Annotated in this window: 24 protein-coding genes; 11 read left to right on the top strand and 13 right to left on the bottom strand. The window is 33.3% G+C overall.

Features of this window, described 5'->3' with window-relative positions:
* Nucleotides 1-260 precede the first annotated feature (260 nt).
* Nucleotides 261-482 (bottom strand): helix-turn-helix transcriptional regulator, encoded by a 222-nt coding sequence (locus tag Q0972_RS02505; RefSeq protein WP_299362158.1) that lies wholly within the window; start codon nucleotides 480-482, stop codon nucleotides 261-263.
* A gap of 146 nt (nucleotides 483-628) precedes the next feature.
* Here Q0972_RS02505 and Q0972_RS02500 point away from each other — a divergent pair, with 146 nt between their 5' ends.
* The gene (locus Q0972_RS02500) at nucleotides 629-835 is read left to right on the top strand and encodes a hypothetical protein (protein ID WP_299362156.1); all 207 of its coding nucleotides are present in this window, start codon (nucleotides 629-631) and stop codon (nucleotides 833-835) included.
* A 107-nt stretch (nucleotides 836-942) separates the two neighbouring features.
* Here the strand turns inward: Q0972_RS02500 and Q0972_RS02495 are convergent, their stop codons facing one another.
* Genes Q0972_RS02495 through Q0972_RS02485 form a run of 3 tightly spaced genes read right to left on the bottom strand, consistent with a single transcriptional unit; the run spans nucleotide 943 to nucleotide 3854 of the window.
* Nucleotides 943-1365 carry a hypothetical protein gene (locus Q0972_RS02495; protein WP_299362154.1) on the bottom strand — a complete coding sequence of 141 codons (423 nt, stop codon included), beginning with the start codon at nucleotides 1363-1365 and terminating at the stop codon, nucleotides 943-945.
* Between the two features lie 45 nt (nucleotides 1366-1410).
* On the bottom strand, nucleotides 1411-1614 hold the full coding sequence (locus Q0972_RS02490; RefSeq protein ID WP_299362152.1) for a hypothetical protein: 204 nt from the start codon (nucleotides 1612-1614) through the stop codon (nucleotides 1411-1413).
* A gap of 11 nt (nucleotides 1615-1625) precedes the next feature.
* Nucleotides 1626-3854 (bottom strand): DUF87 domain-containing protein, encoded by a 2229-nt coding sequence (locus tag Q0972_RS02485; RefSeq protein WP_299362148.1) that lies wholly within the window; start codon nucleotides 3852-3854, stop codon nucleotides 1626-1628.
* Nucleotides 3855-4249: 395 nt separating this feature from the next.
* Between Q0972_RS02485 and Q0972_RS02480 the strand changes: the two genes are divergently transcribed.
* A complete protein-coding gene (locus Q0972_RS02480; protein ID WP_299362146.1) occupies nucleotides 4250-5440 on the top strand; it encodes a S8 family serine peptidase in 1191 nt (396 codons plus the stop codon).
* Between the two features lie 214 nt (nucleotides 5441-5654).
* Here the strand turns inward: Q0972_RS02480 and Q0972_RS02475 are convergent, their stop codons facing one another.
* Both Q0972_RS02475 and Q0972_RS02470 read right to left on the bottom strand, forming a co-directional pair.
* The gene (locus Q0972_RS02475; protein ID WP_299362144.1) at nucleotides 5655-6749 is read right to left on the bottom strand and encodes a TlpA disulfide reductase family protein; all 1095 of its coding nucleotides are present in this window, start codon (nucleotides 6747-6749) and stop codon (nucleotides 5655-5657) included.
* Between the two features lie 89 nt (nucleotides 6750-6838).
* A complete protein-coding gene (locus Q0972_RS02470; protein ID WP_299362143.1) occupies nucleotides 6839-7774 on the bottom strand; it encodes a helix-turn-helix domain-containing protein in 936 nt (311 codons plus the stop codon).
* Nucleotides 7775-8117: 343 nt separating this feature from the next.
* Between Q0972_RS02470 and Q0972_RS02465 the strand changes: the two genes are divergently transcribed.
* The 5 genes from Q0972_RS02465 (at nucleotide 8118) to Q0972_RS02445 (ending at nucleotide 12617) form a co-directional block, all read left to right on the top strand.
* Entirely contained in the window at nucleotides 8118-8999 is an 882-nt protein-coding gene (locus Q0972_RS02465) for a hypothetical protein (protein ID WP_299362142.1), read from the top strand.
* On the top strand, nucleotides 8971-9456 hold the full coding sequence (locus Q0972_RS02460) for a hypothetical protein (RefSeq protein ID WP_299362141.1): 486 nt from the start codon (nucleotides 8971-8973) through the stop codon (nucleotides 9454-9456). Before Q0972_RS02465 ends, Q0972_RS02460 begins: the two co-directional genes overlap by 29 nt.
* 192 nt (nucleotides 9457-9648) lie before the next feature.
* Nucleotides 9649-11325 carry a hypothetical protein gene (locus Q0972_RS02455; protein WP_299362139.1) on the top strand — a complete coding sequence of 559 codons (1677 nt, stop codon included), beginning with the start codon at nucleotides 9649-9651 and terminating at the stop codon, nucleotides 11323-11325.
* 14 nt (nucleotides 11326-11339) lie between these two features.
* The gene (locus Q0972_RS02450) at nucleotides 11340-12023 is read left to right on the top strand and encodes a hypothetical protein (protein ID WP_299362138.1); all 684 of its coding nucleotides are present in this window, start codon (nucleotides 11340-11342) and stop codon (nucleotides 12021-12023) included.
* A 12-nt stretch (nucleotides 12024-12035) separates the two neighbouring features.
* Nucleotides 12036-12617: a hypothetical protein gene (locus Q0972_RS02445; RefSeq protein ID WP_299362135.1), complete on the top strand. Its 582-nt coding sequence runs from the start codon at nucleotides 12036-12038 to the stop codon at nucleotides 12615-12617.
* Nucleotides 12618-13025: 408 nt separating this feature from the next.
* Here Q0972_RS02445 and Q0972_RS02440 read toward each other — a convergent pair whose 3' ends face one another.
* The 6 genes from Q0972_RS02440 to Q0972_RS02415 all read right to left on the bottom strand — a co-directional run bounded on the left by Q0972_RS02440 (nucleotide 13026) and on the right by Q0972_RS02415 (nucleotide 21103).
* On the bottom strand, nucleotides 13026-13982 hold the full coding sequence (locus tag Q0972_RS02440) for a hypothetical protein (protein WP_299362132.1): 957 nt from the start codon (nucleotides 13980-13982) through the stop codon (nucleotides 13026-13028).
* Between the two features lie 131 nt (nucleotides 13983-14113).
* Entirely contained in the window at nucleotides 14114-14731 is a 618-nt protein-coding gene (locus Q0972_RS02435) for a hypothetical protein (RefSeq protein WP_299362130.1), read from the bottom strand.
* A 239-nt stretch (nucleotides 14732-14970) separates the two neighbouring features.
* A complete protein-coding gene (locus tag Q0972_RS02430; protein ID WP_299362128.1) occupies nucleotides 14971-16914 on the bottom strand; it encodes a hypothetical protein in 1944 nt (647 codons plus the stop codon).
* On the bottom strand, nucleotides 16914-17933 hold the full coding sequence (locus Q0972_RS02425; RefSeq protein ID WP_299362126.1) for a S8/S53 family peptidase: 1020 nt from the start codon (nucleotides 17931-17933) through the stop codon (nucleotides 16914-16916). Before Q0972_RS02425 ends, Q0972_RS02430 begins: the two co-directional genes overlap by 1 nt.
* Nucleotides 17933-19411 (bottom strand): hypothetical protein, encoded by a 1479-nt coding sequence (locus tag Q0972_RS02420; RefSeq protein WP_299362124.1) that lies wholly within the window; start codon nucleotides 19409-19411, stop codon nucleotides 17933-17935. The genes Q0972_RS02425 and Q0972_RS02420 overlap by 1 nt, the downstream gene beginning before the upstream one ends.
* Nucleotides 19412-19642: 231 nt before the next feature.
* On the bottom strand, nucleotides 19643-21103 hold the full coding sequence (locus Q0972_RS02415; protein ID WP_299362123.1) for a transporter substrate-binding domain-containing protein: 1461 nt from the start codon (nucleotides 21101-21103) through the stop codon (nucleotides 19643-19645).
* Nucleotides 21104-21483: 380 nt separating this feature from the next.
* Here Q0972_RS02415 and Q0972_RS02410 point away from each other — a divergent pair, with 380 nt between their 5' ends.
* The gene (locus tag Q0972_RS02410; RefSeq protein WP_299362122.1) at nucleotides 21484-22008 is read left to right on the top strand and encodes a 5'(3')-deoxyribonucleotidase; all 525 of its coding nucleotides are present in this window, start codon (nucleotides 21484-21486) and stop codon (nucleotides 22006-22008) included.
* A 57-nt stretch (nucleotides 22009-22065) separates the two neighbouring features.
* On the opposite strand, the gene Q0972_RS02405 is transcribed toward Q0972_RS02410, so the two are convergent.
* Entirely contained in the window at nucleotides 22066-22650 is a 585-nt protein-coding gene (locus Q0972_RS02405) for a hypothetical protein (RefSeq protein ID WP_299362120.1), read from the bottom strand.
* A gap of 430 nt (nucleotides 22651-23080) precedes the next feature.
* On the opposite strand from Q0972_RS02405, the gene Q0972_RS02400 reads away from it, so the two are divergent.
* The 3 genes from Q0972_RS02400 (at nucleotide 23081) to Q0972_RS02390 (ending at nucleotide 26655) form a co-directional block, all read left to right on the top strand.
* Nucleotides 23081-23551: a hypothetical protein gene (locus Q0972_RS02400; RefSeq protein WP_299362118.1), complete on the top strand. Its 471-nt coding sequence runs from the start codon at nucleotides 23081-23083 to the stop codon at nucleotides 23549-23551.
* 254 nt (nucleotides 23552-23805) lie between these two features.
* On the top strand, nucleotides 23806-25131 hold the full coding sequence (locus Q0972_RS02395; RefSeq protein WP_299362117.1) for a hypothetical protein: 1326 nt from the start codon (nucleotides 23806-23808) through the stop codon (nucleotides 25129-25131).
* 105 nt (nucleotides 25132-25236) lie between these two features.
* Nucleotides 25237-26655, top strand: coding sequence for a gliding motility-associated C-terminal domain-containing protein (locus Q0972_RS02390; protein ID WP_299362116.1), 1419 nt, complete (start codon nucleotides 25237-25239; stop codon nucleotides 26653-26655).
* The last annotated feature ends 1 nt before the right edge of the window (nucleotide 26656 follow it).

The raw sequence follows: 26656 nt of genomic DNA, 5'->3' as shown, positions 1-26656 counted from the left end.
CCACACACATTCCACTGCGCTCCTATCTTCACTTCGTAAAAAAAGTGTTCCATTAACTGAGTAGAGAAACATTTGAGAAGAAAAAAATAAAGAAACTATGCATTGAACCTTAGCTTTTTACCAAAGCTAAGTTACATAACGCAAGTACATTATAGAACAATTGTATATTTAGAATAATAGCACCACAGGTTGAGTGGCTAGAATCGGTTTGTAAATCGTGCCATGACGATTTGCATTATTAGTATTATGTAAAATAGAAATTATGCTTCCTCACGCAATTTGAGGTCTCCACAAACTTCCTGGAAGATTTCACATGGATCGACATCTATGGCTAAAGCAATTAGATACAATTCATCTGCACGAAGTTTTGTTGACTCATTAGAACTTAACTGGCTCATTCTTGATTTACTAATCCCAGTCTTACGAGAGACTTCTGCCTTGTTAATGGATTTCTTAGCCAAATATAGACCTAATCTGGTCATAAGTATTTTATTTTTAAAAACATAAATATAGATTATGTATACAGTTGTATCAAATTTTGAACCAAATGTTTTGGATTTGGATTTATTTTGTATACTTTTGGATAGAAAATTGAAACTTTTGTATTAAAAAATTACACATAATAGAAATGTTTAGATACACAAAAGCAGAATTAGAACAAATCGTATACGCCCAATTAGAAAACCTAAACGCTATGCACGATCTCATTAGCATCATGAAGCACCAAAATGAACTCATCGCAAACGCCAACAAAAAACTAAAAAATGAGATTGAGGATTTTAAAAAGAAGATAAAGCCCTACCCGACTGGTCACAGAAAAGGAAAATCGTCTTAGGATTTCTCTTGCAGAACAAAGTATGGTCATTCCACTCTCCTACTTGTCTGCCGAAGTGCAACGAAGGTAGATTGTTTTCACCAAAATTTTATGAGGCCAACTGACTTCTAAATGAATTTTTTCAGTTCCGATAAAGTTGAATCTAATAATGAGGGAATTTCCCCATTAATTATCTCATTATAACCTACAGAATTAGTACTTGAAACATCGACAGTAATACACGAAGCTGGGTTTATTTCGTACTCTTCAGAAAAATAGGATGTTAGGTATCTGTATAATGCTTCAGAATAAATGCCTAAATCACTCCTTTTAAAACCTTCTAACCAGGTAATGAACCAAATACCACCTAAACTTTTTTTATCCTTTGCTCCATAATAGAAAACATGATTTGGACGAATTTGAACTGGCAATCCGTTCATCTCCAACAATGAATTAGGCTTTTTTAGGAATTTTAGTTCTGATGTAGGCCTCCAAACCTCAAAGTCAAAATTTTTATACTTATCTAATATGTCAATGTTTCTCTTATACATCGTTTTTGTTTGACTTCTTTGAGTTATATCAAAAAGTTCTTTAGTTTATTCAAGTTTTTTATTTATATAGGAGTTGTCGTTTTCTCTAAAAGCATTACTAATTGCGCTAATACTTCTTACCCAATAATCGCCTCCTGATGAACTTGATTCTTTAGGTGACTTGAGTCTATTAGTAAATGTGAGTTGTCTTCTCTTCGATAATCTTCGAAATTCCACTAATTTCTTTACTGGTAATTTTTTTAGCGCCATTTATCTTCGTTTTAATTTGTAACTCTTTTCATATCATTTAACTCTATGATTACTGGTTGCTTTAATTTTAATGCCTTTCCAACTGCAATTGCATGTCTCTCCTCTAGAGTTGGCAAAATGTTTGAATAATCTGAACCTATGTAATTTTCAAGAAATTGTTTCCCTGTATCATCAAATACTCTCAGAGCAAAAATTGTATTACATTGATTCAATATACTCTTACTTATATTAGCTGTACGTTGCGTTATAACAAGCGAACCTAATCCAAATTTTCTTCCTTGCAGAATAACTTTTGCAGTACCATTTACTGCTGTTTTATCTCCATCATTGGCAACAGAATTCCATTCTGGGATTAGAGAATGAGCTTCTTCAAATACTATCATGCATCGAGCGTCAGTAGTTTCTCCTTGATTATAAGAGTAGATAAAAGCTCTTTCGCTAATAATTCTTGTTTTCTGGGCAATTGTTAAATCTTCTTTATGCGTTATTTTAAATTTACTTCCGGCTACTGAAACATTGTGCCAATCAGGATTTAATATCAAAACTCTACTTTCACTATTGTAAAAATCTGAAATACACTTATCTAATTTTTCTCTATATATACTTTCATTTCCCCAACTTGTTGGATTATCAAAATTACCATCAGCATTTTTAGCTTTTAAATCTTTAAGTTCTTCTTCAGATAAATCAATCATAAGTTTATCTTCTTCAAAATAATCTAATAATTCAGTTTGATATTGTTTAGTAACATCAATACAAATTATTTTGACGCCTGTTTTATTAATTAGTTTTTTAAGAATTTCGAATGTAAGGCGAGATTTTCCAATTCCGAGAATACCTAGAATTGCTGTATTATGAGTAACCAAAGAATTATAGTCATTAATAGGTATTTCAAAGGTAGTTTTTGGAAGTCTACCAATCGAATTATTGGAAATTTCGAGCAACCTTTCCTCACTTAAATCTTCACTTTCAAAAACAAAGACTGGAGTATATATTCTTGGCAACCAATTCCTAACTTTAAGTTCTTTATTTTTATTATCATAACTACCTATTTTTCGAGCATAAGCAACTTCATATCCATAACCATCTTTAAACTCCAAAGGTTCTTCTCTTGTCTGACCATCAATTACTTGAAATAAAACTTCTTCTCCATAAATCTCGGAAACAACAATCGCACCTTCTTTGATTTCTTTTTCTCCTAAATGCAAGAATATTATTTGATTTATGTTTGAGCCTTTTTCAATATAACCAACAAAATTTTCTCGTTTTCTATAAAGTTTATTATTTCCTACTTGGTTTCTATTTGATTCAGGTAGAGAATCTAGTGTTTTAATTTTTTTTACTGAATTCTTGAACTGTAATATTTTCTTTTCATTTAAAAATTTTAACCTATGCACTTGTGGCATCTTAATAACATTTTCATTTTCATCCACTAATAGATATACCTCTAGCCAAAATTTATTGAGTAATTGTTTTTTATTAATAACGATTCCAACAGATTTATTTAATTTCTCATTTTCTACTGTAACCAAATCTCCTATATCAATCTTTGAACTTTTATTTTTTAAAAAGTCTACTTCTACTTTATATAATAAAGGATTTTCACAACCAATAGCTAAACCTAAATCTTCTTCTAAATCATCACTAGTAGATAATACTAGATTTATAAATGTTTTTATAAACCAGCCAACTATATCAAAAGAGATTAAAATATACCAGAATGCAAATAATACAATTGTAGAGATTATATCTGGTTCAGAAATATTTAAAAAGTATGTATGGACAGTAGATAAGTAAACAAGTGAAAATAGAACTTTATAATTGCCAATATCTGTCGCTATTTTATAAGCACTTGCATTTATTCTTTGAATTGTTTTATTTTCCTGATTAAAGTTTTTTAAGAAAATTGTGATTAAGCTAGAAATCAATACTAGTATTGCTAGTACTAAAATAACTTTATATAATGTAAATCTATCTTTATCATTTAACGTTAATAATGTAATTATTACTGCTGCTGAATTTGCAATTGCATCAGTGGGTTTACTAAAAAACGGTTCAGCAATGTATTTTCCTAAAATTATTAATAGAGCTCCAGAAAAAAACCAAACTCTTTTGTCATCTGAAGATTTAAATAACAACTCATTAAAATTTCCGTCAATTAAGCTGAATAATAATATTAGCAATAATAAATAAATGATTGCTGCTAGAGTTCTTTGAGGCTGTGTTAGGTTAATTTTCATTTAACTATATAAAATGATTCAAGTATAGTAAATCAAATCACAATACGAAAAGTTTAAATCTGTTCGAGTGCAATTAATTGTTAAGGGAGAATTTAAATATACTAAATTTTAACAAGTATATGATTACGGTTTTCCGTAGTTTTCAACAAGTTATGTACAAAACCATTCCACGCACATTCCACTACTCTCCTATTGTAATTCTGGTAAAGAAAAAATCTTAAACAAAAAAACGGCGATTTGTTATAACAGGTTGATTTTCTTATTTTTACTTATTAAACAAGTAATGCCTATTTACTATTCACAAATTAAAATTACCCTTTATTGGGTATTTTATCTTGTTCATTAAAAATTCAATTTTATAATGAAACTGAGCAGGTATTTTTAATTTAGAAAAAATGAAGAAAGATTACAAAATAAAATTATCAAAAAAGGGATTAGATAAACCTGATTTTTCCAAAATATTCAAAAGACCAATTCAAAATATTAAAGATGGCAGAGAGGCATTAATATCGTCAAATGAAATAGACAAAGAGAATGACGATGATGTTCGTATATATAATTCTATTTCAACATGTTATACTAAATTAGATGAGAATGAAATCCTTCTTTTAAAAGATTATGCAGAAATAGAAGAAATTACATCTGTAGAAGAATTGATGCTTTATTCACAAGATGAAATTTCACCCATACGGGAAAGTGATTTTGTTAGTGAAATCAAATGGAATGTAAAGCAAGTAAAGGCTGATATGGCTTGGAATAAAGCCACTGGTAAAGGTGTAAAAATTGCAATTTTAGATTCAGGAGTTGATACTTCTCACCCAGATTTAAACATTACTGGAGGTTCTTCTTTTGTAACTGGTATTAGTGATTGGCAAAACCCTACTGATCCACACGGAACTTTTTGTGCGGGAATTATTGGCGCAAAAAATAATGCTAATGGGGTTATTGGAATTGCTCATGATTCTGAAATCTATGCTTATAGAATATCTAATAACGGTAGAGCCAAAGAAGAATGGGTTTTTGCAGCAATGGAAGAGGCAATTAAGGAAAAAATAGATGTTGTTTCCTTTAGTTTATGGAATACAGGTGGGGAAAATGATCCAAATGCCCCATTTTGGAGTTCTTGGGAAGAAATGGCCAGAAAACTTGTTGATGCAGGTTGTTCGGTTGTGGGAATTGCAGGTAATTCGGGAAATCAAGCTAATCATTGGGTTACTAACCCTTCGAGATGTCCAAGTTATATTAGCGTTGGTGCAACTAAGGAAAATGAAAGTATATGGGAAAAATCTTCTTATGGTCCCATTAACCTTCCAGTAACTCAAAGTGTAGAAATCGTTGCTCCTGGACATCTAGTTTTATCAACTAATCCAGGTGGAGGTTATGGTATTGGTAGTGGGACAAGTTATGCGGCTCCACATGTTGCAGCAGCCATAGCTTTACTAAAACAAGCATTCCCGCATTGGACACCACAAGAAATAAGACAAAGACTTCATAGTTCAAGTAAGGATATATACTTGCCAGGACGTGATGAAAAATCTGGATTTGGTCTATTAGACTGCAACAACGCATTATCTTTTCCTATATAGGTAAGGACACATAGGTCATTCCACACACATTTACTCACTGAAATATTTATTTCATTAAATAGGTATTCGTGAAATCGAAGATTCGATGAAGTCAATCTCGCAAGCTCGATTTTGTCGCCAAGCCTCTACCCTTTCAGATTAGGCACAGGTATAACACTAGTACATTACAGAACATTTCTATGTCTAAGCGCAATAGCACTGAAGAAGGAATACATTACTCAGTGATCAACTTTTGAATGAGTTCGTTAAGCTGCTTATCGGTTTTCTCGCCATGATATCCTACAATGATTTCCCTTATAACTCCTTTTTTGTCGACCACAAATGTTGTGGGCCAGTTTAAAATTCCATAATCCTTGCCAATACTTTCAGCTTGAATGGTAGGATAAGTCGCCTTCAATTTTTTCATAATCTTTTTGGGGTTCCGTTTTTCAAAATAATTCAAGCCCAAGATATTCACGCCTTTTTCTCCATATGTTGCATGTAATTTTTGGAGGGATGGTATGGCTCTTATGCATGGTGAACACCAAGTGGCCCAAAAATCCATAACCACAATTTCGCCTTTAAATTGATCGAGATTTACAGGTCCTCCAGAATGATAAACGGATTGCCATTTTGGTGCTTCGTATCCTTTAGTCGGCAACATTTTTTTGTCGTAGTCTTTCACATTAGGTTTTCCAAAATCCTTGATTGCCTCCAGATGTTTAAAATGGAGTTCTGCTGTGATTTCCGAATTTTTTTTCCAATTATCTTTTTTCCAAGTAATTTTTCTAATGCTGTGATCACTTTTATTGGCAATAATCCTAAAAGACTTCCCGTTAGTCGAACAGGTCAGCTGTATGGTATTTGCATCGGTAGATATTTTTACGCTTGATGGGTTCTTTTTCATAAATGTAAGCGCTGTGAAAGGAAAAATGGGCGATTTTCTAAATGCGGTTCGCAAAGTAGACCTAATATCCGGACTATAAGTATACACTTTGGAAGTGTGGTCTACGTTCCAAAAGACATCTCCATTTAGATAAATATTGGCTGATTCATTACGCTTCCCCAAGATGTCTTTAACATGGTATGAGCCCTGAATTCTGATATTTTCATAGTCAAAATCCGCTTGCTCGGACCATTTGATTCTTACGTCGCCTTCAAACTTAGTTGCATTTTTTACTTCTCCCGTACCATAATAATTGATATGATACCCTGCATAGGACATTGATTTAAAAGTTGTGATGATCTTATTCAACTCAACTAAATTATCGTTCGCATTAATCTTGGGGCACAATACCACCAGACAACTTAAAAAAAAATAAAATTTCATTCTGCTTATGTTTTTTGATTTAAAACCCAATGATACCATTAAGTTTCTAGCCAGAAGTCCAAAAAGGTATTGTTGGACTTTTTTAATCTCTAGACAGTAGTGGCACGACGAAATTTAGAGGGCGACATACCCGTTGCGTTTTTGAAAACCAAATTGAAGGTAGATTTGGACTGAAATCCGGAATCGTACATCACTTCTTTTATAATCAAGTCCGGATTATCAATAAGCAGTTGTTTGGCTTTTTCCACACGATATGAATTTATAAAGTCCTTTACATTCTTGTGATAATGCTCGTTAATCACAAGAGAAAGTTGGTCAGGTTTCACCTCTAAATGAGAAGCCAGGATTTCAAGGGATAACTCAGGGAATAAAAAAGGCTCCTGTACTTTCATATAGCGCGATAGTTTTTTGACCAGTCTCTCTTTTTGGTCCGCTCTTAGACTGGAATAGGCATACTTCATTTTTTTATTGAAAATATAAGGGATTGAAAGCCCCAAATACACCATTCCATTGATATAGACCAATAGTAGCATTAGGTTAATAGAACGAACAATGAACATGTAATTAAAATAACCTATAAGGGCCAGTGAAAGTTCCAAGATGAACATACCAAGAATAACTGCAAATCCTTTACTCAATAAGTTAAGCCAGGGCATTAAATAATGCAGTGATTTTTCGGTTTTGGTCTTGTTAAGGATTTTAAAAATCCAAAAAAGATATCCCATATTGTGCATTACTATAAGGATCCCAATAATCTTCCATAATTGGAATTGCATAAAAATCGCAGTGGCATAGTGCAATAGTTCCAAGGCCAGAACCATAGCGGCAGGCACAAAATGCCAATAACTAAGCGTTACCTTATTCCTAGAATTTGCGGTAATCGAATTTATATACCAAAGAAGCAAAGGGCCGTAAAGGAAACCTATAAATTGATTGAAATTGACCCTGTCGGTTAAAATGTTGAGCGTTGCTAAAATTTCAAAACAGCTATTTAGTAACAATGCACCAACAAATAATGCAAACACTTCATTATGGAAGAGTTTGTCCTTCCTGCTTAGCAAAAAAATAAGTAGCAGCAGGACGAAAGACGCGAAAATGACTTGAATGTGCAACTGCATCTTTTATGAATTAGGTTTAACAAGATGTTACAAAACGGTAAGCGCTTTTGCGCCATATCCAATACTTTTAAAAGATATAATTATTAGCTGATTGTTACACTTGTTTTTTCATATTTTCCGTTTATATGTGCTGAACGAAATCACATTATTCTTTTTCATCAATTAGAACATTTTAAAACAATAACAAATGCACATTGTTTAAAATGGGATTTTTTATAACTTAGAAAAAGAATAGCAATACTATTTTTTTATGACCAACCTATTTAAAAATCTAGCCCCAATTTTTCGTATTCCCTTATTATTGGTGGCAACTTTATTATCTATTCTTCTTACGCAAGTTCCCGTTGTACCAGTTTTAGGAACATTGTTGGCAAATTTTCTCTGGTTTACACGTTTTTTTTGGGACTTTATTTTGCCAGATTGGTCAATTTTTGATCTCCATGGTAGGCAACTCGATATACTCACTTTTTTCAGTCTATTACTTGTACCAACACTATTTAAACTGTTTAACTTAAGTGTTAGAACTTGGGTAACAAATCATTTGATTTATCCAGTTTTAAAAATTGCTGGAATTGACATTAAAAGCCTTACTAATGATTTTAAAATACCATACGCGCTCACAGCGGTTTTTGTTGTTGGTTTAGTTTGGTACATGACCATCCAAGAGTTTACAATTTATGGAATATTTAAACCTATTCTTGCTTTTGTATTACTCTTTTTTCTTGTAGGTTCATTAAGTTCATTTTCGGATGAGGATATGGAAGGCGGATGCTTCTTAAGAGTTATTGGCATGTTGATTGTACTAGGGCTTATTTTTAAAACGGGGTTGATGTTAGAGATATTTGCTGTTCCTGGTTCAATGATACTAGAAACTTTTGACCTAGGTTACAAGCCAAAGTATTTTGGAGATGATTTTCATTCTTTTGGGTATGTATTTTGGTCAATTATTTTTCTAATTATTTTTATTATCACCACTGTAGCGGCTGTTAAATACGCATCTGAGGAGATCTTTTTAGGAATTGTAGTTGCCCTACTAATATTACTGGCTAATATTATTTTATGTGAATTTACCGATTGTAATAATTTTCTATCTGATTATATCTATGAAATTGAATCTAAAAGGATTAATTAGCGACTTAAAAAAACTTATTCTTTTAATAAGCATTTTGGTTTGGGTTGTTTCATGCAATGACTATGACTACACAAAAAGCCCAGGACAATTTGATAATGAAAAGTTATATGTTGACCATGTAAACGAAAAATATTCGTTCCCATTGCCAGTTGTTAAAGGTAAAGATAAACTAATAGTACAAGAAGTTTCTTATCAAGACAGTGTTGTAATTTTTAAATATTCAATGAAAATGGAGCTTCAAGAAGGAATGACTAGAGAGAACTATTTAGATGTAGCCAGCAAATACCTTGATCGCTTAATGTGTACCACAAACTATGAATACAGGACTCTAATGGCCTCAAAATTAAGATCCAGACATCTTATTTTTTTAAAAGGTGAAACGGATTTATTTTTTCAAAAGGCGTATGGTCCTTTGTATCAATGTATTTATGATATTAAAGTTGTGCCTTTAGAATAGTGGAAAACATATTTTTCTTATATTTAAAACATAATGTGTCATAACATTTCCTCCCCTTCCTTAATCTTAATAGTACCAATAATTATAGAATATCTATTGATATAATACTGTAATATGATAAGTTAAGAATTTTTAGTGTAGTTAAATTGCAAATTGGTTTTCCTATTAAACTCAATTAAGCCACCAGAAAATATGCCATTAAAAGCAAAATATGTTTTAGTTCTTATAGCGTTCTGTTATTATACTATTAGCAATTCTCAAATCCCAGATAGCCAAATTAGAACGGAGTTTGAAAAACTAAAAGCCATATCCAAAAACAATTTTGATGTATATCTCCAAATTGTAGAGAAGGGTGAAATTGCCTCTTTAAAAGAGGAAAAGAAAATAGTAATAAGTCGGCAACAACTTAATAAATTTTCTAATCAGCTAAGCCAAGTATCCAAAAAGTTTATTGCTCAAATTATTTTAGGCCATGAACTCGCCCATCAGTTTCAGTTTAACAGGTATAATAATACTATTGAAATGTCTAACTCACAAATTAGACGAATGCTACTAGAAAGCCAAGCCGATGTTTTATCTGGTTATTTGTTTGGATACCTATTAACTTACGATATAACTATGGGTCACCTTACTGCAGAAGATATTGATCTGGATGAATTTTATAAAATATTTGAGGTAATTCTCGATATTGGTATTGAAGAAAACGCACTTGGAACTCACCCTTCTAAAAATGATAGGTTAATGTCTTTTAGACAAGGATTGGTCTGTGGTATGGCTTATTACGCCATTGATGAGGCTAAAAAGCACCCTGAAATTGTGATAGCATATTATGGTTCAATTGAGAAGTATAACCAAATCGTAAAAGAGACTTTAGAGCAAATGGATTATGAATTCCAAAAAGAAAACATATTTATGTGGTCTTATAGAATGGCCAAAAGAGTACTTAATTATGATCCGGAAGTATTAAGCAACATTATTCTTATTAATTCTCCATCTACCAAGAACATAAAATGGCACACCAGTAGTGACAATCCCTTTGTAGATTTTGAATTCAACTACATGAACACCTCTAATGCTACCATTTACGTAGAGCTCGAAGTATATACAGCTCATGTAGACAGAGAAGATTCCGATTATTCTCCATTTCATAAAAAGGTAAATGCTTCTATACATAAGTTTAATTTAGGCCCCAAAGGAATTAAAAAAATTAAAGGTAGGTTGAGATGGGACGGTGCAGAAAACGATCCTGAGGGCATTACGCTAATGAAAGAAAACCAAATGCCTCGCATTGTTTTCCCAAGTGCCTATAGTCAGGATTCTTGGATTTATTGTGAATATACAGATAAAACTTACAATCCCGAAACTACTGAAGCATCTATAGAATATCTAGCAGCAGCACCAGTTCCAGAAAAGAACAGTTACAAGTTGGCCAGTAATATCTTAAGAATATTAAGAGAGTTAAAGTACTCACCAAATAATACCATTATTGGCATTGGAGATCTTATAAAAATACCAAATAGCAATCATAGCGCATGCCACTATAATTCTCCATTGCAATTTGATAAAGATTGTAAAATCACTGTTAGAAAGCTCATACAAAGAGATCAGGATTTATTTCTTCCCTTAGATTTTGATAATATGGAACTGCACTTTAAGTATAAGCCATTTAAAAGTCGACAGCGAGGGCTAGAGAAATATAACAGCATCATAAAGGCTTTTGATATGGCCTTAAAAGACCATGTTAAAGAAGAAGACAAAGAGACATACAGTTTGCAAGAAGTTTTTTATTCAAGCAAAGAGTCAAATATAGATGTTGCCTTATATAGAAATTCTGATAACCTCTGGAGTTTAGAAATAGAAATATATTAATTAAAAAAAGACTTATGACATTAAATCGTAAAACAGTCCTCACCTTTTTGGTAGTAACTTATAGTGTTTTTGCCATCTGCCAAGAAGGTGAACAGGATAATTATTATCAAGTAGCTTTTAATGCTCAAGTTACGTTATCTCAACTAGCAGATAAAGTTTATAACGATAGTACAGCTAACAGTATATTAAAGGGAAGATTTATTAGTAGCTTTAAAACACTCGATGTGTCACAAAAAGAGCTATTCAGCAATCTAAATGACATTTATGATAATGAAGAAAGTGTTGACGAAGACTATCTATACACACTAAAAAAATCTACCGAGATTTTAAAACAATCCTTAGATAATAAAGACATCGAAAAGTCTATTGCAATTTTCGAAGCTGTGACAAAAGATTACAAAAGCAAAAGCTCTTCTTTTAAATTTGGTATTAAAACGACAGTTGTAGACAAAATTAAAGTGAAGGTAGAAACACCTAATCATAGTGGGTATTTTGCATATATAAAATACTCCTACGATTTTGATAACACTATAAAAAGGTATACGTTTAATAATCCTACTAATGATGCCGAGAGGTATCTTGCGCCTGGTTACTACATTGTCTGGATAGAAAAAGGCGATTATAAAAGTGAAGAAAGAAACATTGAAGTTGTTAAGACGGACGAAGGTGAGACAGTAATTTATTTTCACTTAAACTAAATTATCTAAACAATGATAGAAAAATTACAAAAAGCTTGGAAAGAGCTAACGCTAATAAGTGCTTGGATTACTACGGTTGCCAGCCCATTCGTTTTACCTCTACCCTCTTGGAGCAATAGTACAGTTGTATCTACCTCGTACTTAAAATTCATCATTTTTTTTGCAACTATTATTGCCGGTTTTTTAGTGCTACATACCTATAAAAATAGAAGCATAAAAAGTTGGTACAGGTACTCCATTTCCTTTTTCATTTTACTCACTATATGCTTTATTAGTTATTCTTACACTAGGGAATCTAAGACGTTGCCTTATGAAGGTATAGATGTAATTATTGGCAATGAAAGGATTGAAAATGACCCATTAACAAAATTGGAAAACAGCAATAAGTTTAATCTTAACGATGAAGAAATATTAAAACATGTACAGGGTCAAAGTGATAAGATATGGACAAAAAAAAGTATTAATACGAATAAGAACTTATTAATTGTTTTACTCGTATTGATTTATACACTAACAGCTTCTTTGATCATTTCTTTTTGTAATTTATTGATCCTTCATAAGGATAAGCAGCAAAAAGAAAACAAAAAAAGTTAATCTTAAAAGCTAATACGTTCAAAATCTTGCGAGTTTATTATCAAAATAGTATGCTTTTGGAAAAGCGTGTTTGTCTATATCTTCATCTTGTAGTCTTATGTAATTCATCTAATAGACACACTTTTTTCTCAACTTTGGCATACCTCACTAACCATTTTAATTATGGATCATCGACCGAATTGAAAGAATTCTCATAAATAATATCACTCCTAGAATCAATATTCCAATCACACATAACCATAAAGTTAGCGAAGGAAAGAAATCGATTGGTCCGAATTGAGCTAATTTCACATATAAAAAAATAAGGGATAGTATGGGGAAAAATAATACGCTAACTACCAAATCTACTTTCCAAACCTTTGATAAATTTATCGGGGACCAAGAAAACTGTCGAAAAATCACTTTTACTCATTCGTACAAGTATGAAGCAGCTGCTTTACTCATTTCAACATAATCATGTCCAATTCCAGGTATTACTTCAATTTTCCAATTAAAATCCTTCCCTAGATGTTCAGCAATATGTTTAGAAGTATTGTAAAAGTATGTGCCACGTGCCAATCTATGCAAGCCTTGTTTATCAAGCTCGGGTGTATGACGTATATCTCCACGAGTTTCATTAGCATCATCTTTTTCTCCCAAGAATAGTACTAGATTTGTACTAAAATCTACCTGTTCTGATATTTTATTGCTGTTTTTAAGTCCTACAGGGAAGTTTTCATTATCATCAGGAACAGTGTACCAACCCGAGTTAGAAGCTAGGATTCTATCTGCTTTACTATTGGGTCTAAAAATTGCAAGTCTATGCAATACTTGCCCTCCTGCAGAATGTCCGAACATATCATAGTTTTTACGCTTTAGTTGTAGTGTATGCTCAACTACCTCAAAAATTCTGTCAAAGTCATTAAAAATCCAGTCATTTGGATTTTGGCTTATTGTAAAATCTGTCATTGCTGTTCTCTCGGCATTAATCCTAACATCTTTAAGCATTCCCGCTAAATTATAGTTCCAAAATTGAGGATAAGCGTTATCAGAATATACAGGCGCGAGTACTAGCACATTATATTTTTCGGAAGCTTTTACCCAAGCATCCCTATAATCATCACCATTTCTCCCCGCACCATGGAGCACAAATAATACTCTCGAATTACTATTAAAATTCTTTGGTTGGTGATAAAATATTCGAATTGTTTTTTCTGTACGTCCTTCTCCTCCTTCAACTAAAAAACTTCCTGAGCCTTCTGTGAGTTTTATTTCATTCGTATCCTGAAAGTTCTTATTTGCAATAGATGGATCCGAAAATGAAACCGTTAGAAAAATACCCACAAATAAAACCAAAATGAATGCTATGATAGTTGTTCTTGCCATGTCAATTGTTTAGGGCAAAAATATAAAAGTGGGTGTTGTTGAAAAGGACAAGTACCCGACATATCAAGACAACTAACTATGTTTCGACTTTGCCTATGTTTAAAATATGATTTTAGCAGTATTTACTTTCTCTAAATCTGGGTTAAGGCCTTAACATGTGCATAAACAGGGACTTCATTAATAATTGTCTCCTCTTTAGATTGCATCATTTTTATCCCTTTTACATCATTAACATGACCTTCTGGCGATATGGCAAAAACCTTGTAATAATCACCATCTTTTCCAGATACTCTAATACTAACGACATTTCCTGTGCGCGTAATACCATTGATATTAAACTGCTTACCTTCGTCAGTTATGGCCTTTACGTCTAGCAAGGTTCCGTCCTTTTTAATGGCCTTTAGTGCATAGGTGCTGTCATCTTTCCCTATAATTAGTTTTATGGGTAAGATATCATCATTGTATAAGCATTTTACATCAAGCACACTTATGTCGCCAAAACTTTGTAAAGCCTTTACATCGTGTAGTTTACCATCTTCATCAACAGCTTTTACTTTAATGAGTTTGGCTTCAGGCATATACGCTTTTACATCCCAAAGGACATCTGGTGGTAATTCAGTTTCGGGCTTATGGTTTTCGTTTTTATCAATACCCAACTCCTGTGCATGGCAAAAGACTGTACCGAGTAAAAATACTACGATTAAGGCTACTATATTTGAAGCTTTTAGATGAGTGTGTAAGGTTTTCATAAGATGTGATTTTAAGACATCAATATATCTATAATTGCCAAGTATAACTATGACAAAAATCACCTTAGTTAACATATAAATAGCTTCTCAGAACAAGAGTATTTTAGGAGTCTCTAACCTTTTGAAGCTTTTCTTCAAGTTCTTTATTATTGTCCAAGACATCAGAAGGCATAAGTACTCTATCTCTGCTGTCGAATTCAATTTTGCTAAAATTGTCAATGAGTTTAATAAGCTATTGCTTATCTTAATTTTGTATAAAAATTTAATAGTGGAATATCCACAGCGATAAAGGCTCTAAACGAAAATGACGGATCAGAGTCGAAAGTATTGGTCATGGCATTGACTTCACGAAGTTGCGGTCCAAGCTGTCCTCCTAATCCCCATGATATAGGAAGTTTAGCCCAGCCATGTACAACATAAAAACCTGGTGCGAAAATATTTTGGAGTTTAATTTCGGGTAATTCTTCGGTCATATCATCATCGAACCTAAAATTAGTAACTGCACCGATATCAATCAACGGGACAAACAATGAAAATGAACCATGCTCCTTATTATCTTTATCGCGTATTCCCCAACTAGCGGCAACACCAATTGGTGCGTTGATACCTAGGCTTAATTTAGAGTCTTTAGTATCACCATTATATTCCCATCCTGGGGAAAGCCCAACATATGCATTGAGAGAAACATTAAACTTAGATCGTTTTTTAATGCTCGAACTACCTGCAGGCAAAGCAATAGCTTCAATAGCCGATTTTACCTCTTCGCTATTTTCAGCTTGTGCAACGTTGGCTATAAACGTTCCATATTTAATAAAATCATCTTTCCATACGAAATTAGCGGATCCAAGAAGTTCAGTTAAAAGATCCGAAACATCCAATATTAGTGCATTATATTTTCGCTCATTGATATCTAAATAAATAGCATTTAATAGTTCTAAAACTTCCCAAGTCTTATTGGAATTCCTAATGCTCAATCCCAAATTAAGGGCATCTCCTTGTTTCAGGGTTCTCAAAAACCCTAGAGTTGATTGAAACAATTCCTTATAAGAACCAATACTATCACCGTTGGTTTTTTTCTGCTTTATATTTTGGACTCCGAGTACAATCTGTTCAGAATCAAGAATAAGTCCTTTCACAAACTCCTTGTATCTGTCAATGCTAAAAGTAGCATTAGCCACCTGACTTAAGTAGGTCCTTAAAGGTTGTCCGTTAACCATATCATTTCCATTTAATTGATATAAAAGTCCCAAATAAACCTTAAATGTATTGTTATCTAACAGGCTTTCTAATTCACTGGAGTCTATCCAATATCTATTTGGATCAGTTGACCGTAATGAATTTGAAAAAATGTTGAATAGTTTGACCCCTTCCTGGATTTGGATCAAAGGTGTATTGTTTGCATGATAATTTTGATATTCCAATTTACCAATGGCCTCGGCAGGATGAACACCTTGTCGTATATTGTTGATAATAAGCAAGGCAGATTCAAAGTACTCTATTTTTTGTGCAATGACATCAGTTTGACTTGCCGCATAACGATTCATTTTTATGGTTTTCAGAAAAGGTTCGAGCCGGGTCAACATATTTTGAAGATCCTTTTCAAAAGTTTCCCGAAGTGTGTTGATATAGTGCGAAAACTGGTAAACCTCCTTATCAATAACTTCTAATGTACCATAAGTCTCAGGAAACAACGTTTTGAAATCAGCATAATTTGGATCATCTAAAACACTCTTAAATTTTTGAAAAAACGTAATACTCAGTTCTTGCTTAGTTCGTTCAACTAGAAATTTGGCCAAACCGTCTGCAATAGTAGTGACATTTAAACCACCGACTCCGGAAACTGGTGAGGATTCAACAGGTGTAATTTTTTGACCTGCAAAAAGCGCTGGACCACCTTGAGCCATGGCACCAATAGTTATAAAGGGGTTATTGGCAAAAAGATTTTTTATTTTAACATGTACGGTAGTACCATTATCACCTGGATTTATGATTAACCCATATTTGACGAAAACATCCTTCATCGAATCTATTTCATTAGGCGAAATATTAATTTCGAATTTCCCTGATGGAAGGAGGTTATTATTTGGAAGACTCCTTATAGCTTTTGCATCATAAAATGCGTTTTGAGAAAACATGATTACACTAAACGAGCATAATAGTAAAAGTAAAATTATTTTTTTCATTAGACATATAATTTAAATGGTTGGATATTATTATTAATTGGTCTGCTGATTAATCTTAAATAAGATTTTAGCTCTTTAATTCGTTGGATATCTTTTGGGAAGTTATTTAGGCTTAAATATCTTGAGAAAATAGCTGATATAAAAGCGGTATACGCACTTGCATACTGAAGCTCCGATGTAAGATAAACCCCATTGAGTGAATAACAGGAAATAGGCATATTCAAACAACATATGTCATAGGACTTGGGTTTTCCATTACTAATAAAACTCGATAAATATTCTTTACTAAATGTCCCAACTCTTATCACATTTTTAAGTTTAGAAATATCAAGAGTATTAAAATCGTTTCCTCCGGCAACAACAGAAACTATACCCTTGTTTAAGAGTTCGTCAATTAATGCCTGGATCCTTGGTAAATAGTAACTAGGATCTCCGATATTTAAACTCAAATTTATGATATCTATATTATCATATAAATTGCTATTAGAATTCAAATATCCTAGTCCTTCAAGTAGAGCATCTTCATCAACAAAATTATTTTTTGAGATAACTCTAAAGCAATATAAGTCTGAAAGATTTCTGTTTATCTTCAAGTCGTCAGAAGCAATAATACTTGCCACATTATGTCCATGCGGGCTAATTTGGCTTAAAGTGGTACCAGTGATAAAGTTTTTATAAAACTTGACCCTCTTATTTAAAAACTTATGCTTATCATTGACTCCAGAATCAAAAATACCTACACCAATGTTGATGCCATTTCCCTTATAATTAGCAAAAGGATCAATAATTGTATTTTGTATCTCAGTGAAAATATCTTCCTGATAATCAATCCCCCCACTCCAATAATAATTACCTGCAAGATCTTTGTACCAAAGGGCGTTGCCATCATATACATCACCATTATATAATTTGCCGTCAACCTCCAAAACACTCCCTGGTGCTAAGTATTGGTAGTTAGGAGCATTAACACTTGGTGCTCCAACACGGACATTGAGGTATTTTGAAACGGTAACCTTCATTAGCCTACTCTATTTATTAATGTGGCTCCTTGGTTACCTGGGTCTTTCGGTGCTACGCTCTTTTTTTCGTCAGGTTTAAGTGAGCTTCGCAGCTTTATCAATTTATTTAGCAGATCGAACCAAAATGGTGATCCCAGAGATATAGCCAAGGCCGTGAGAAAATAACCCCAAAAATGTTTGAAGTTAAAAAAGCCTTTTGTCGCAAAGACATAACTCCACTTGTACTTTTGTTTATTGACATTAACAATACCCTTATCGAAATCAGCACGACTGGTTGGGCGAATACTTTTCTTAAAAAGTGCTTGGTCAATGGATTTATGTACCAAAATGGAAACTTCAAAAGTATCTTTTTTTACTTTCTTCTTGCTGTCACTTCCCCTGATAGTATCCCAGACAACAAGCTTATAAGTATGCTTGGTGAAGTCTTTCGGAATGTCTTTATCCTGACCATTAAATATACTATCTGGTATGCGCCAATTTGATGAAATAATATTCTGGGCCTTAATAATGTCTTTTTGGAGAGTTTGACCTATTTTACGTAGTGAATCATTATTGCTTTTGATGACTTCTTTAATGCTTTCTTCAGTCGTGGTTTTAAGCGTATCGCTACCGTTACCACCTTTAATCTCATTTATCTTTTTAATAAGGGCCTCATTGTCTTTGGTATAGTTAATAGCATGAGCCACCATTTGTTCTCGTGCATCGGGATCGTTAGAAAGCTTCTTAATAATATCTAATGTATCGGCATTAAAACTAACAGCCAAAAAGAACCCGATGATAAAGAGAAAATATTGAACTCTGCGCTTAAACCATCCGGTAGAACGCTCCATAGTGTCATCGAACCACTGTTCTAACAAAAACTTAAACTTTTGTAAATCATTGTTAGCGTCTTCTAACAAAGACTTTAAATGCTTTTGTGTTGAAGAAGCTATCTTAGTGTTTGTTTTTAGCTTTTTCTTGAAAAATTCGTTCGCTTGTATAGTGACATCCTCAACCCATGAGTTTTGAGTTGTTTTGGCTCTATCAAGACTTATTTTTTCGATACCTTCCTTAATTTTTTCTAAAGGATCATCGATATCTTTAGCTCCAAGAGATTTTATAGAATCAAGAAGGGCTTTTGAGAAGGTTTGAGCATCAATATATGAAGGTTTATTCCATAAGCCTCCACCTCCTAAATATTTTATAGATGGCTGGTTATAAAAATCATTAAAAAGCTCAGGACGTCTGAGATTATAGGCTTTCCCAGAAATTTTCAGAAAATTGTTGATAATGAGCCGAAAAATCTTTCTTTTAAAATTATTCTTGGTTTTAAATTCTTTCTCATCCATCAACATCCTCCGTAAAGTATATCGCAAGTTCCTTGCTCTTAACCCTAAAAAGGAATTAACTATTTCCATGATTACTGTGGCAAACAGGCTATATAAGAGGTAAATAAAAACTAGCCCGATGACGACATCAATGGCGACACTTCCAGTCATATCTATATGATTTTAATTAATGACTAATCTATCCCATAAACAAGCATGAGTAAATACCTGTTAGTGGGTATATTTTATACCGAAAAAGTGCTACTAATTGAAATTAGGGGGAATTATTCGCTTTTAGAAAAGCGATTTCTTAAATATATAAAAAATATTTAAACCCATATTGGTTATATACGTTTGTTAATGATATCTTCTATAGTGTGTTTTGTTGTTAATGAATGGCAACTACTCCAAACTAATAAATTGGTTGTAATGGTTATAGCGCTCAAAGATTTGTTCTACATACCGTACAGGTTCTGAACCTCTTACGTAACCATGTTTAATAAATGGCTTATTATAGTTTTTTGGTAAACTGAGTGCCTTTATCATTTGGTCAACGTGTCCGGTCCAGATATTAGGATTCAACCCATTATGTTCGGCAAGTCTTTGTGCGTCTAGCACATGGCCATAACCACAGTTATAAGAGGCCAAAGCAAATTTTATACGATTGTTAGAGTCTTCAATATGGTCAAAATATTGATACATTTGCCATAAATAATCCGTACCGCCACGCAAGCTCTCTATGGGATCTGAAATGTCTTTAATTCCCAATGATTCTGCAGTAGTAGGCATTACTTGCATCAATCCTTTTGCACCTGCCCAAGATTGCGCATTCGGATCAAACTTGGACTCTTGATAAACTTGTGAAGCTAAAAGCCGCCAATCTAAGCCTATCTTTTCTGCATGAGTTTTAATATGCTCGTCGTATTTGCTAATCTGATTATTTTTAAGGCTATAATAATCGCTTTTAGTACGTCGGTTAAATGATCGTTTGTTCTTGAAATACTTATTATAAATGACCTTAAATTCTGTTTTCTTCTTTTCATTTTTAATCCAGTTATTGATCACTTCCCTAAACTTTACGGATTTGGTTCTGGTCACCCAAGCGATACGCTGGGATAATGAAACTGGAACACCAATATTCAAGATTGGCCTAACAGATGCATTGATTTTAGCCAGATTCTCATCAGCAATGGTGTATTTAATTTTTCCTTCGGCCACCATATCTATGATTTCGGGCGTTGTTAATTTGCTATCTAAGGTGTCAACGACTATGTCACCCCCTATTTCATTCGATAAACTTAAAATACGTTCAGAATAGGCCGAATTTTTTCTAATAGAAACTGTATCATCTATTAATTCTATGGCATCGTGTACCAAATGTTTTTGAAGTGTGGCCCAAGACATATTTTGATAATTATCTGGTTTGCGTTGCACAAGGACTTGCTTGGTAAGATATAAATGTTCGGTAAAACCCACTTCCCATTTGCGTTGATTGGTAATGGTCATACCATGTGCAATAAGATCTACATCACCTCTATTTAGCACCTCAAATTCTGAATCTAAATCATTAGAAATGACAAGCTCCAGCTCAAGATTAAGATGATCGGCCAGCTTGTTTAAGAGTTCGTATTCAAAACCCATTGCCTGACCTTTGTAAAGGAAGTAGCTGGTACTACTGTAAACTACTAAAGCCCTTAAAGTACCATCCTTTTTTATGTCATCTAAATCTCGATCCACAGAATTAGCCACAATTGGGTTATAATCGGAATCTATATTCTTAGATTGAGATGCATTATGCTGTTGACATGAGATTACTGCTAGGGTTATCAGTACTAAAAGATATGGTTTAAACTTAGTCTTCACTTACGCTAAATATAGGAATATTTAAGAAATGAAGTAAAATGGTGGTTCAATAAGCGTCATACAAGAACCAAAAAGACCTTATATCTTTATAAAATAAAGCATTGCATGTTTCTTTTTAGCGATTATGGACAATCAATTACTTTATGTTTCATGCAATGCTTGGTTAAATTTACGTACTTAAACTGGCTTTGAAAACAAGGATTTTAACCAATTTGTTCACTATTTTAATTATATAGAGTTACTGACAATTTCTAAACTCCTATACTCTAAAATGCACTATGATTAAATTAAATAAACACGTCTAGAACATTAAATCTATATGAAGTTTTTGAATAGCTATTGATTTGCTGGAGTAAACCTATTTTTTTTGCAAAAAAACAATGATGACTATTTTTGTAGATATGGACGATGTGCTTGCCTGCACTTATGAAAAGCACATTGAATTATACAATAAAGAATATCAACAACAATTATCCTTAGCGCAGATCGAGTCGGGCGAAGTTTGGCAAAATGTACCAGAACCGCATCAAGACAGTATTCGAAAGCATGCAAGTCAAATAGGCTTTTTTACGGATTTAGAACCCAAGAAAGATAGCCAACAAGTAATGGAAATCCTTTGCCAAAAATACAATGTGTATATTGCTACGGCAGCAACGTTGTTTCCAAATTCAATGAAAGAAAAAAGTGAATGGCTAGACAAGTACTTCCCGTATATTACTTGGCAACATCGCATAATGTGTGGGCATAAACACATTTTACATGGAGACCTACTTATTGACGATCGTAGTTTAAACCTGAAAGATTTTGTAGGAGATACGCTTTTATTCGATTCTCCGCACAATCAACACGAAACTGAATATACAAAGGTCTATAATTGGTTAGATATTGCAGAACGCTTATTATAAAAAAAGCCCTGAAAATAAATTCAGAGCTTTTGCGGTTAACTAATTGAGCATGTTGACTTACTTTGTCGGTTCAGTATGTTCAGACAATACTATATCTTTTGTGGCTATAAGAATGCCATTTTCCTTTTTTGTTTTTAAAATTCTTCCTGTTTTTCCTTTTTTAGTCAAACGTTTTCTGCAACGCTTTGTCAATAAAGGATCGTCATCAAATAATAGAGACTCTAAATGCCTTTCTGGTTTAGAAGCCTCTTTTATAATAGGGAAAATCTGTTGCATTTGATTATAACGTCTATCGCCACCAGGGATGAAAGTATAGAATGTATATCTTCCTTCAGCATCAGTTTTTACCCAACTTCTATGGAATACATAACGTTGATCGCCCGAACGTCTTAAATCAAAATCACCATCTTCGTTTGGCTGTTCTATATATACAATAACGTCGTTAGCAGGAGTTACACCATCGCTTTGATAAATAATACCCGTTAATTTTAACTTATTGGTTTTTGATCTAAAGTCTGGAATAGTATCTGTGTGACTTAATTGGTCTTCTGCTCTATCGTAAATAGGGCTCGACTGTGCAAATATTGGATTTAATGCACTGTAGAAACATATGAGACAGCATACAACAATAAGATTTTTCATGAGTAGAAATGATTTGGGTTAGACCAAAAATCTTTCAAAAATTTCCTAAAGCCTTAAAAATCACGTCAATGTCAATATTTAGCGATAAAGTGTTAGAAAATGCAAAAAATGACGATGAAATACACCATGATCTAAAATCAAGGATTACCACCTCAAAATGGCAAAATAATGTCACAAAATGATAAAAATGGGGTGTAAATGAAATTCGATTTTTACCATTTTTAAGGCTTAACAACAACCGAAAAATGTTAAAAATGATAAAATTGTATTTCATCGTCGAAATACGTATTTTATCCAGTAAATACGCAGTTTATCCGATATTTTTGCACTTAAAGTGTTAAAATTATTTACGAAAAAACGTGAAATTTTGTTGTTTTTCTTATTATTTTGTATAGATTTGTCTCCGTTAGTCCAAATCAATACTGTAAATATGAAAGCAAAACTTACTTTATTTAGTGCACTATTTTTCCTAGTCATAGGTTTTGGCCATGCCCAAAATGATGCACCTAAAAAGAAAAACGATAAGTCTCTTAGCATCATAAGTGGTAAAGTGAACATTTCTAAATACCATAGTCGCGAACAACTCGATGAAATGTCTAAGGGTGATTTATTGACCTTATATATAGAACGTATAGAAGTTATTGTAAACATTCTGCCAAACATCGCCTTTGCTACCAAGCCTGGTGTTACTATGAAATCTTTAGGTATTCCTGAAACAAAGGATAACAAAAAGGCCTTGGAAGAAAATATTGAAGCCTCAGATGATTATTTTAAAAGTACTGTTGAGTTTCAGACCAAAATATTACCGTATTCCGATACCAACGATTTAATAGCCGCTATTCTATTTTATGAATCTACTTTAAAAGCCCTCCATACCTACAACGATTTTAAAGAAGATTAACTCTTAAACAATTACGTCTCTAAACCTCGCATTACAACGAGGTTTTTTTATTTTTCAATTTACTGATTAGCAATACATTAATTTAGAAGGTCACTCTTTTTTGTCAAAATTCGACACTATTTGTAAGAAAAATATCAAACAGCCACAATTAAAGTGCATTTCATCGATATTTTCTTGTATTTCATAGGATTTATTCCTATGTTTGAGGCTATTAGTAAAAAACCCACAAAATCTAACAAACGAATTTAACTACTATGAAAAATTTTATTCAAACCGCGCTTATTTTTCTATTAGTGTTAAGCAATTGTTTTGCACAACAGGAGAAAGGAATAATTGGCTATAACAATTGGCTAAATTCATGGACGGAGTTTAAACCTAGTCAACCCGATTATGGTGAGCCTACTCAAATTTTGAGTGGAAAAATCACAAAAGATACTAAGCTACTTAAAAGAGATGTTTACCTACTTTTGGGTGATGTTTTTGTAACAGATAGTGCAACGTTAACGATTGAACCTGGTACTAGGATTATCGGAGATTTCGATTCTAAAGCGTCACTTATCATTAGTAAAGGTGCTAAGATTATTGCTAAGGGTACCGAAACAGATCCCATAGTTTTTACATCGAGCAGAGATAACAAAAAACCAGGAGATTGGGGAGGAATATTTATTTTAGGTGATGCACCTATAAATACCTATGGCGAACAGGAATCCTTAAATTATGGCTTACGCCCTTCGGCGACCGAAAATATAGCCTTTGGTGGAACAAATCCAGAAAGCAACTCTGGAATTCTTAAATATGTAAGAATTGAATTTGCAGGAAAGCGAACCAAAAAACATGGTTACTTAAATGCTTTGACCTTAGCTGGTATTGGTAACCAAACCGTTGTAGAGAATGTAATGACCAGTTATAGTGCTGGTAATTCGTTTCATGTCCTTGGTGGGTCTGTAGTTTTGGAAAAATTAGTGTCTTACAGATCTAAGCGCAATGATTATGAATTTAACTTAGGGACTCAGTGCCAGTTAATTAATTCGTTAGCCATAAGATCACCATACGTATCAAGTGCAAATGGATCGCGCTGCATGGTTGTTAAATCCTATGATAATAAAGAGGAATCAGACACATCCAAGAGACAAACCTTTGTGAATGCCGAAAACTTAACATTATTGAATGTTTCAGATGATATAAAATCAGATATGGAAATAGGTTTGGTTCAAGAAGCTATATATATAGGTGCAGATGTTTCTTTTGCTATCAATAAAAGTGTAGTCTCTGGGTTTTACCCAGCTGTTATTTTAGATAATAAAATCAAATTGAATAACGAAAATTTAGAAAAAATACAATTTACAAGAACCTATTTTAACAATTGTAAAGGTAATATCTTTAAAAAGGGATACACTAATAATGATGATTTAGAAAGCTGGTACGGTAGCAGAGCATTTGATAACCTATATGCAAAAGGGTCTGATGTAGAAACCTTTATCGATGTTAAGAATAGTAAGCATCCTGATTTCAGATTGCAAGTAAATAGAATTATAGCCTCAAATGATTTTATTGACGATGATGACGATGATGAAGACTAATCATCACTAACTAATACCATAGCCTATAGATTAAAAAATTACAGCTTAAAAGCAATGCCCCAAACTACTAAACTAAATAAACTGCTAACTGCGTTTTGCCTTGTTATGGCTGTTCTTTCCCAAGAACAAGCCTATTCCCAAATGGTGATAGGTCAGCCTAATTTAGGGTTTAGTCAGGCATGCGCTAGTGATTCTTTCAATTCGTTTAGTGCTACGTTTGTGTTTTCTCCTGAATCTGCGGTGAATGCATCAAATCAATTTACCGTGGAACTATCTGATGCAGATGGAGATTTTTCTGATCCAGTTATAGTATACACATCTTCACCTGGATGGATTACTACATCTCCAGCTACTGTAGATTTTCCCATACCGGAAACTACAACTGGAGAAAATTTTAGAATTCGTATAAAAAGCAGTTCTCCAGCAGCTACAAGTTCAGCTTCGGTTGCCTTTGCTGCCTACTATAAGTTACAAGACTCACCATTTACAATTAACAATCTTGTTTCAACTGGTGCTTTTTGTACAGGAGGTAGTTATCTCCTAACTATAGATAACCCTGGGACTGGGAATAACGATTCTCCACTAAATTACCCATCATTAACATTCAATTGGTATAAGGAAACCAGTGAGACAACAGCAGTATTTGTTGCTCAAGGTTCTACCCTTTCTGTTAATGAAGAAGGCACCTATTTTGTAGAGACAAACTATGGAACGTGTACATCAAATTCGTTCTCCAATCGTGTTACTATAAGTGAAGTAAGTATTTCGGGTGATGCCGATGCTACAATTGCATCGAGTTTAGGTAATCCCTATTGTCCAGAACAAGGTCTAACGACATTGAGCACTATAGGTGGTAACAGCTATCAATGGTTTAAAGATGGCGTAGAAATCCCAGATGCTACAGGTCAAATGTATCAAACCGATGAGTCAGGTACATTTTCAGTTCAGGTAGATCTTGGAGAATGTTCAGCCTCAGGTTCAATAGAATTGGAAAGTGAACTTTTTGAAAGTGAAATTAATATAGAAGAATTAAACTACCTTATAGAAGGTGAAACCCTTACGGTTACCATAACAAATGATGCCATAAGTCCAATATTTGATTGGTACTTAGACGATGAACTCATCATAGGAGAAACCGAAAATACACTTGAAGCTACTGAGTTTGGCGATTATGAAGTCGTTATTACAGAAACGTCGGGCTGTAACGGATCTAGAGTGTATCAGTTTACCATAGAAGAAGGGTTTGATCCATTTCCAGATGTACCAAACATACCAAATGTTATAAGCCCAAATGGTGATATGATTAATGATACTTGGATATTACCATTACAATACACAAGCGGTACAAATACAGAGGTAATCATTCTTAACGAGCAAGGAAAAGTAGTCTTTCAGACCATAGATTACCAAAATAACTGGCCAGAAGGTGATTTAAACCTAACGAGTGTAAATCAACTGTTTTATTACATAATAACTACAGTTGAAGGAGAAGTAAAAAAAGGATCAATAACAATTGTGAAGTAGT

The organism is Winogradskyella sp. (assembly GCF_028282165.1).
Lineage (GTDB): Bacteria > Bacteroidota > Bacteroidia > Flavobacteriales > Flavobacteriaceae > Winogradskyella.
This window is presented reverse-complemented; position numbering and strand designations above follow the sequence as displayed.

Coding starts and splice junctions, on each gene's coding strand:
- Q0972_RS02505 (WP_299362158.1), bottom strand. CDS start 482: ATGACCAGATTAGGTCTATATTTGGCTAAGAAATCCATTAACAAGGCA.
- Q0972_RS02500 (WP_299362156.1), top strand. CDS start 629: ATGTTTAGATACACAAAAGCAGAATTAGAACAAATCGTATACGCCCAA.
- Q0972_RS02495 (WP_299362154.1), bottom strand. CDS start 1,365: ATGTATAAGAGAAACATTGACATATTAGATAAGTATAAAAATTTTGAC.
- Q0972_RS02490 (WP_299362152.1), bottom strand. CDS start 1,614: ATGGCGCTAAAAAAATTACCAGTAAAGAAATTAGTGGAATTTCGAAGA.
- Q0972_RS02485 (WP_299362148.1), bottom strand. CDS start 3,854: ATGAAAATTAACCTAACACAGCCTCAAAGAACTCTAGCAGCAATCATT.
- Q0972_RS02480 (WP_299362146.1), top strand. CDS start 4,250: ATGAAGAAAGATTACAAAATAAAATTATCAAAAAAGGGATTAGATAAA.
- Q0972_RS02475 (WP_299362144.1), bottom strand. CDS start 6,749: ATGAAATTTTATTTTTTTTTAAGTTGTCTGGTGGTATTGTGCCCCAAG.
- Q0972_RS02465 (WP_299362142.1), top strand. CDS start 8,118: ATGACCAACCTATTTAAAAATCTAGCCCCAATTTTTCGTATTCCCTTA.
- Q0972_RS02460 (WP_299362141.1), top strand. CDS start 8,971: ATGAAATTGAATCTAAAAGGATTAATTAGCGACTTAAAAAAACTTATT.
- Q0972_RS02455 (WP_299362139.1), top strand. CDS start 9,649: ATGCCATTAAAAGCAAAATATGTTTTAGTTCTTATAGCGTTCTGTTAT.
- Q0972_RS02450 (WP_299362138.1), top strand. CDS start 11,340: ATGACATTAAATCGTAAAACAGTCCTCACCTTTTTGGTAGTAACTTAT.
- Q0972_RS02445 (WP_299362135.1), top strand. CDS start 12,036: ATGATAGAAAAATTACAAAAAGCTTGGAAAGAGCTAACGCTAATAAGT.
- Q0972_RS02440 (WP_299362132.1), bottom strand. CDS start 13,982: ATGGCAAGAACAACTATCATAGCATTCATTTTGGTTTTATTTGTGGGT.
- Q0972_RS02435 (WP_299362130.1), bottom strand. CDS start 14,731: ATGAAAACCTTACACACTCATCTAAAAGCTTCAAATATAGTAGCCTTA.
- Q0972_RS02430 (WP_299362128.1), bottom strand. CDS start 16,914: ATGAAAAAAATAATTTTACTTTTACTATTATGCTCGTTTAGTGTAATC.
- Q0972_RS02425 (WP_299362126.1), bottom strand. CDS start 17,933: ATGAAGGTTACCGTTTCAAAATACCTCAATGTCCGTGTTGGAGCACCA.
- Q0972_RS02420 (WP_299362124.1), bottom strand. CDS start 19,411: ATGACTGGAAGTGTCGCCATTGATGTCGTCATCGGGCTAGTTTTTATT.
- Q0972_RS02410 (WP_299362122.1), top strand. CDS start 21,484: ATGATGACTATTTTTGTAGATATGGACGATGTGCTTGCCTGCACTTAT.
- Q0972_RS02405 (WP_299362120.1), bottom strand. CDS start 22,650: ATGAAAAATCTTATTGTTGTATGCTGTCTCATATGTTTCTACAGTGCA.
- Q0972_RS02400 (WP_299362118.1), top strand. CDS start 23,081: ATGAAAGCAAAACTTACTTTATTTAGTGCACTATTTTTCCTAGTCATA.
- Q0972_RS02395 (WP_299362117.1), top strand. CDS start 23,806: ATGAAAAATTTTATTCAAACCGCGCTTATTTTTCTATTAGTGTTAAGC.
- Q0972_RS02390 (WP_299362116.1), top strand. CDS start 25,237: ATGGCTGTTCTTTCCCAAGAACAAGCCTATTCCCAAATGGTGATAGGT.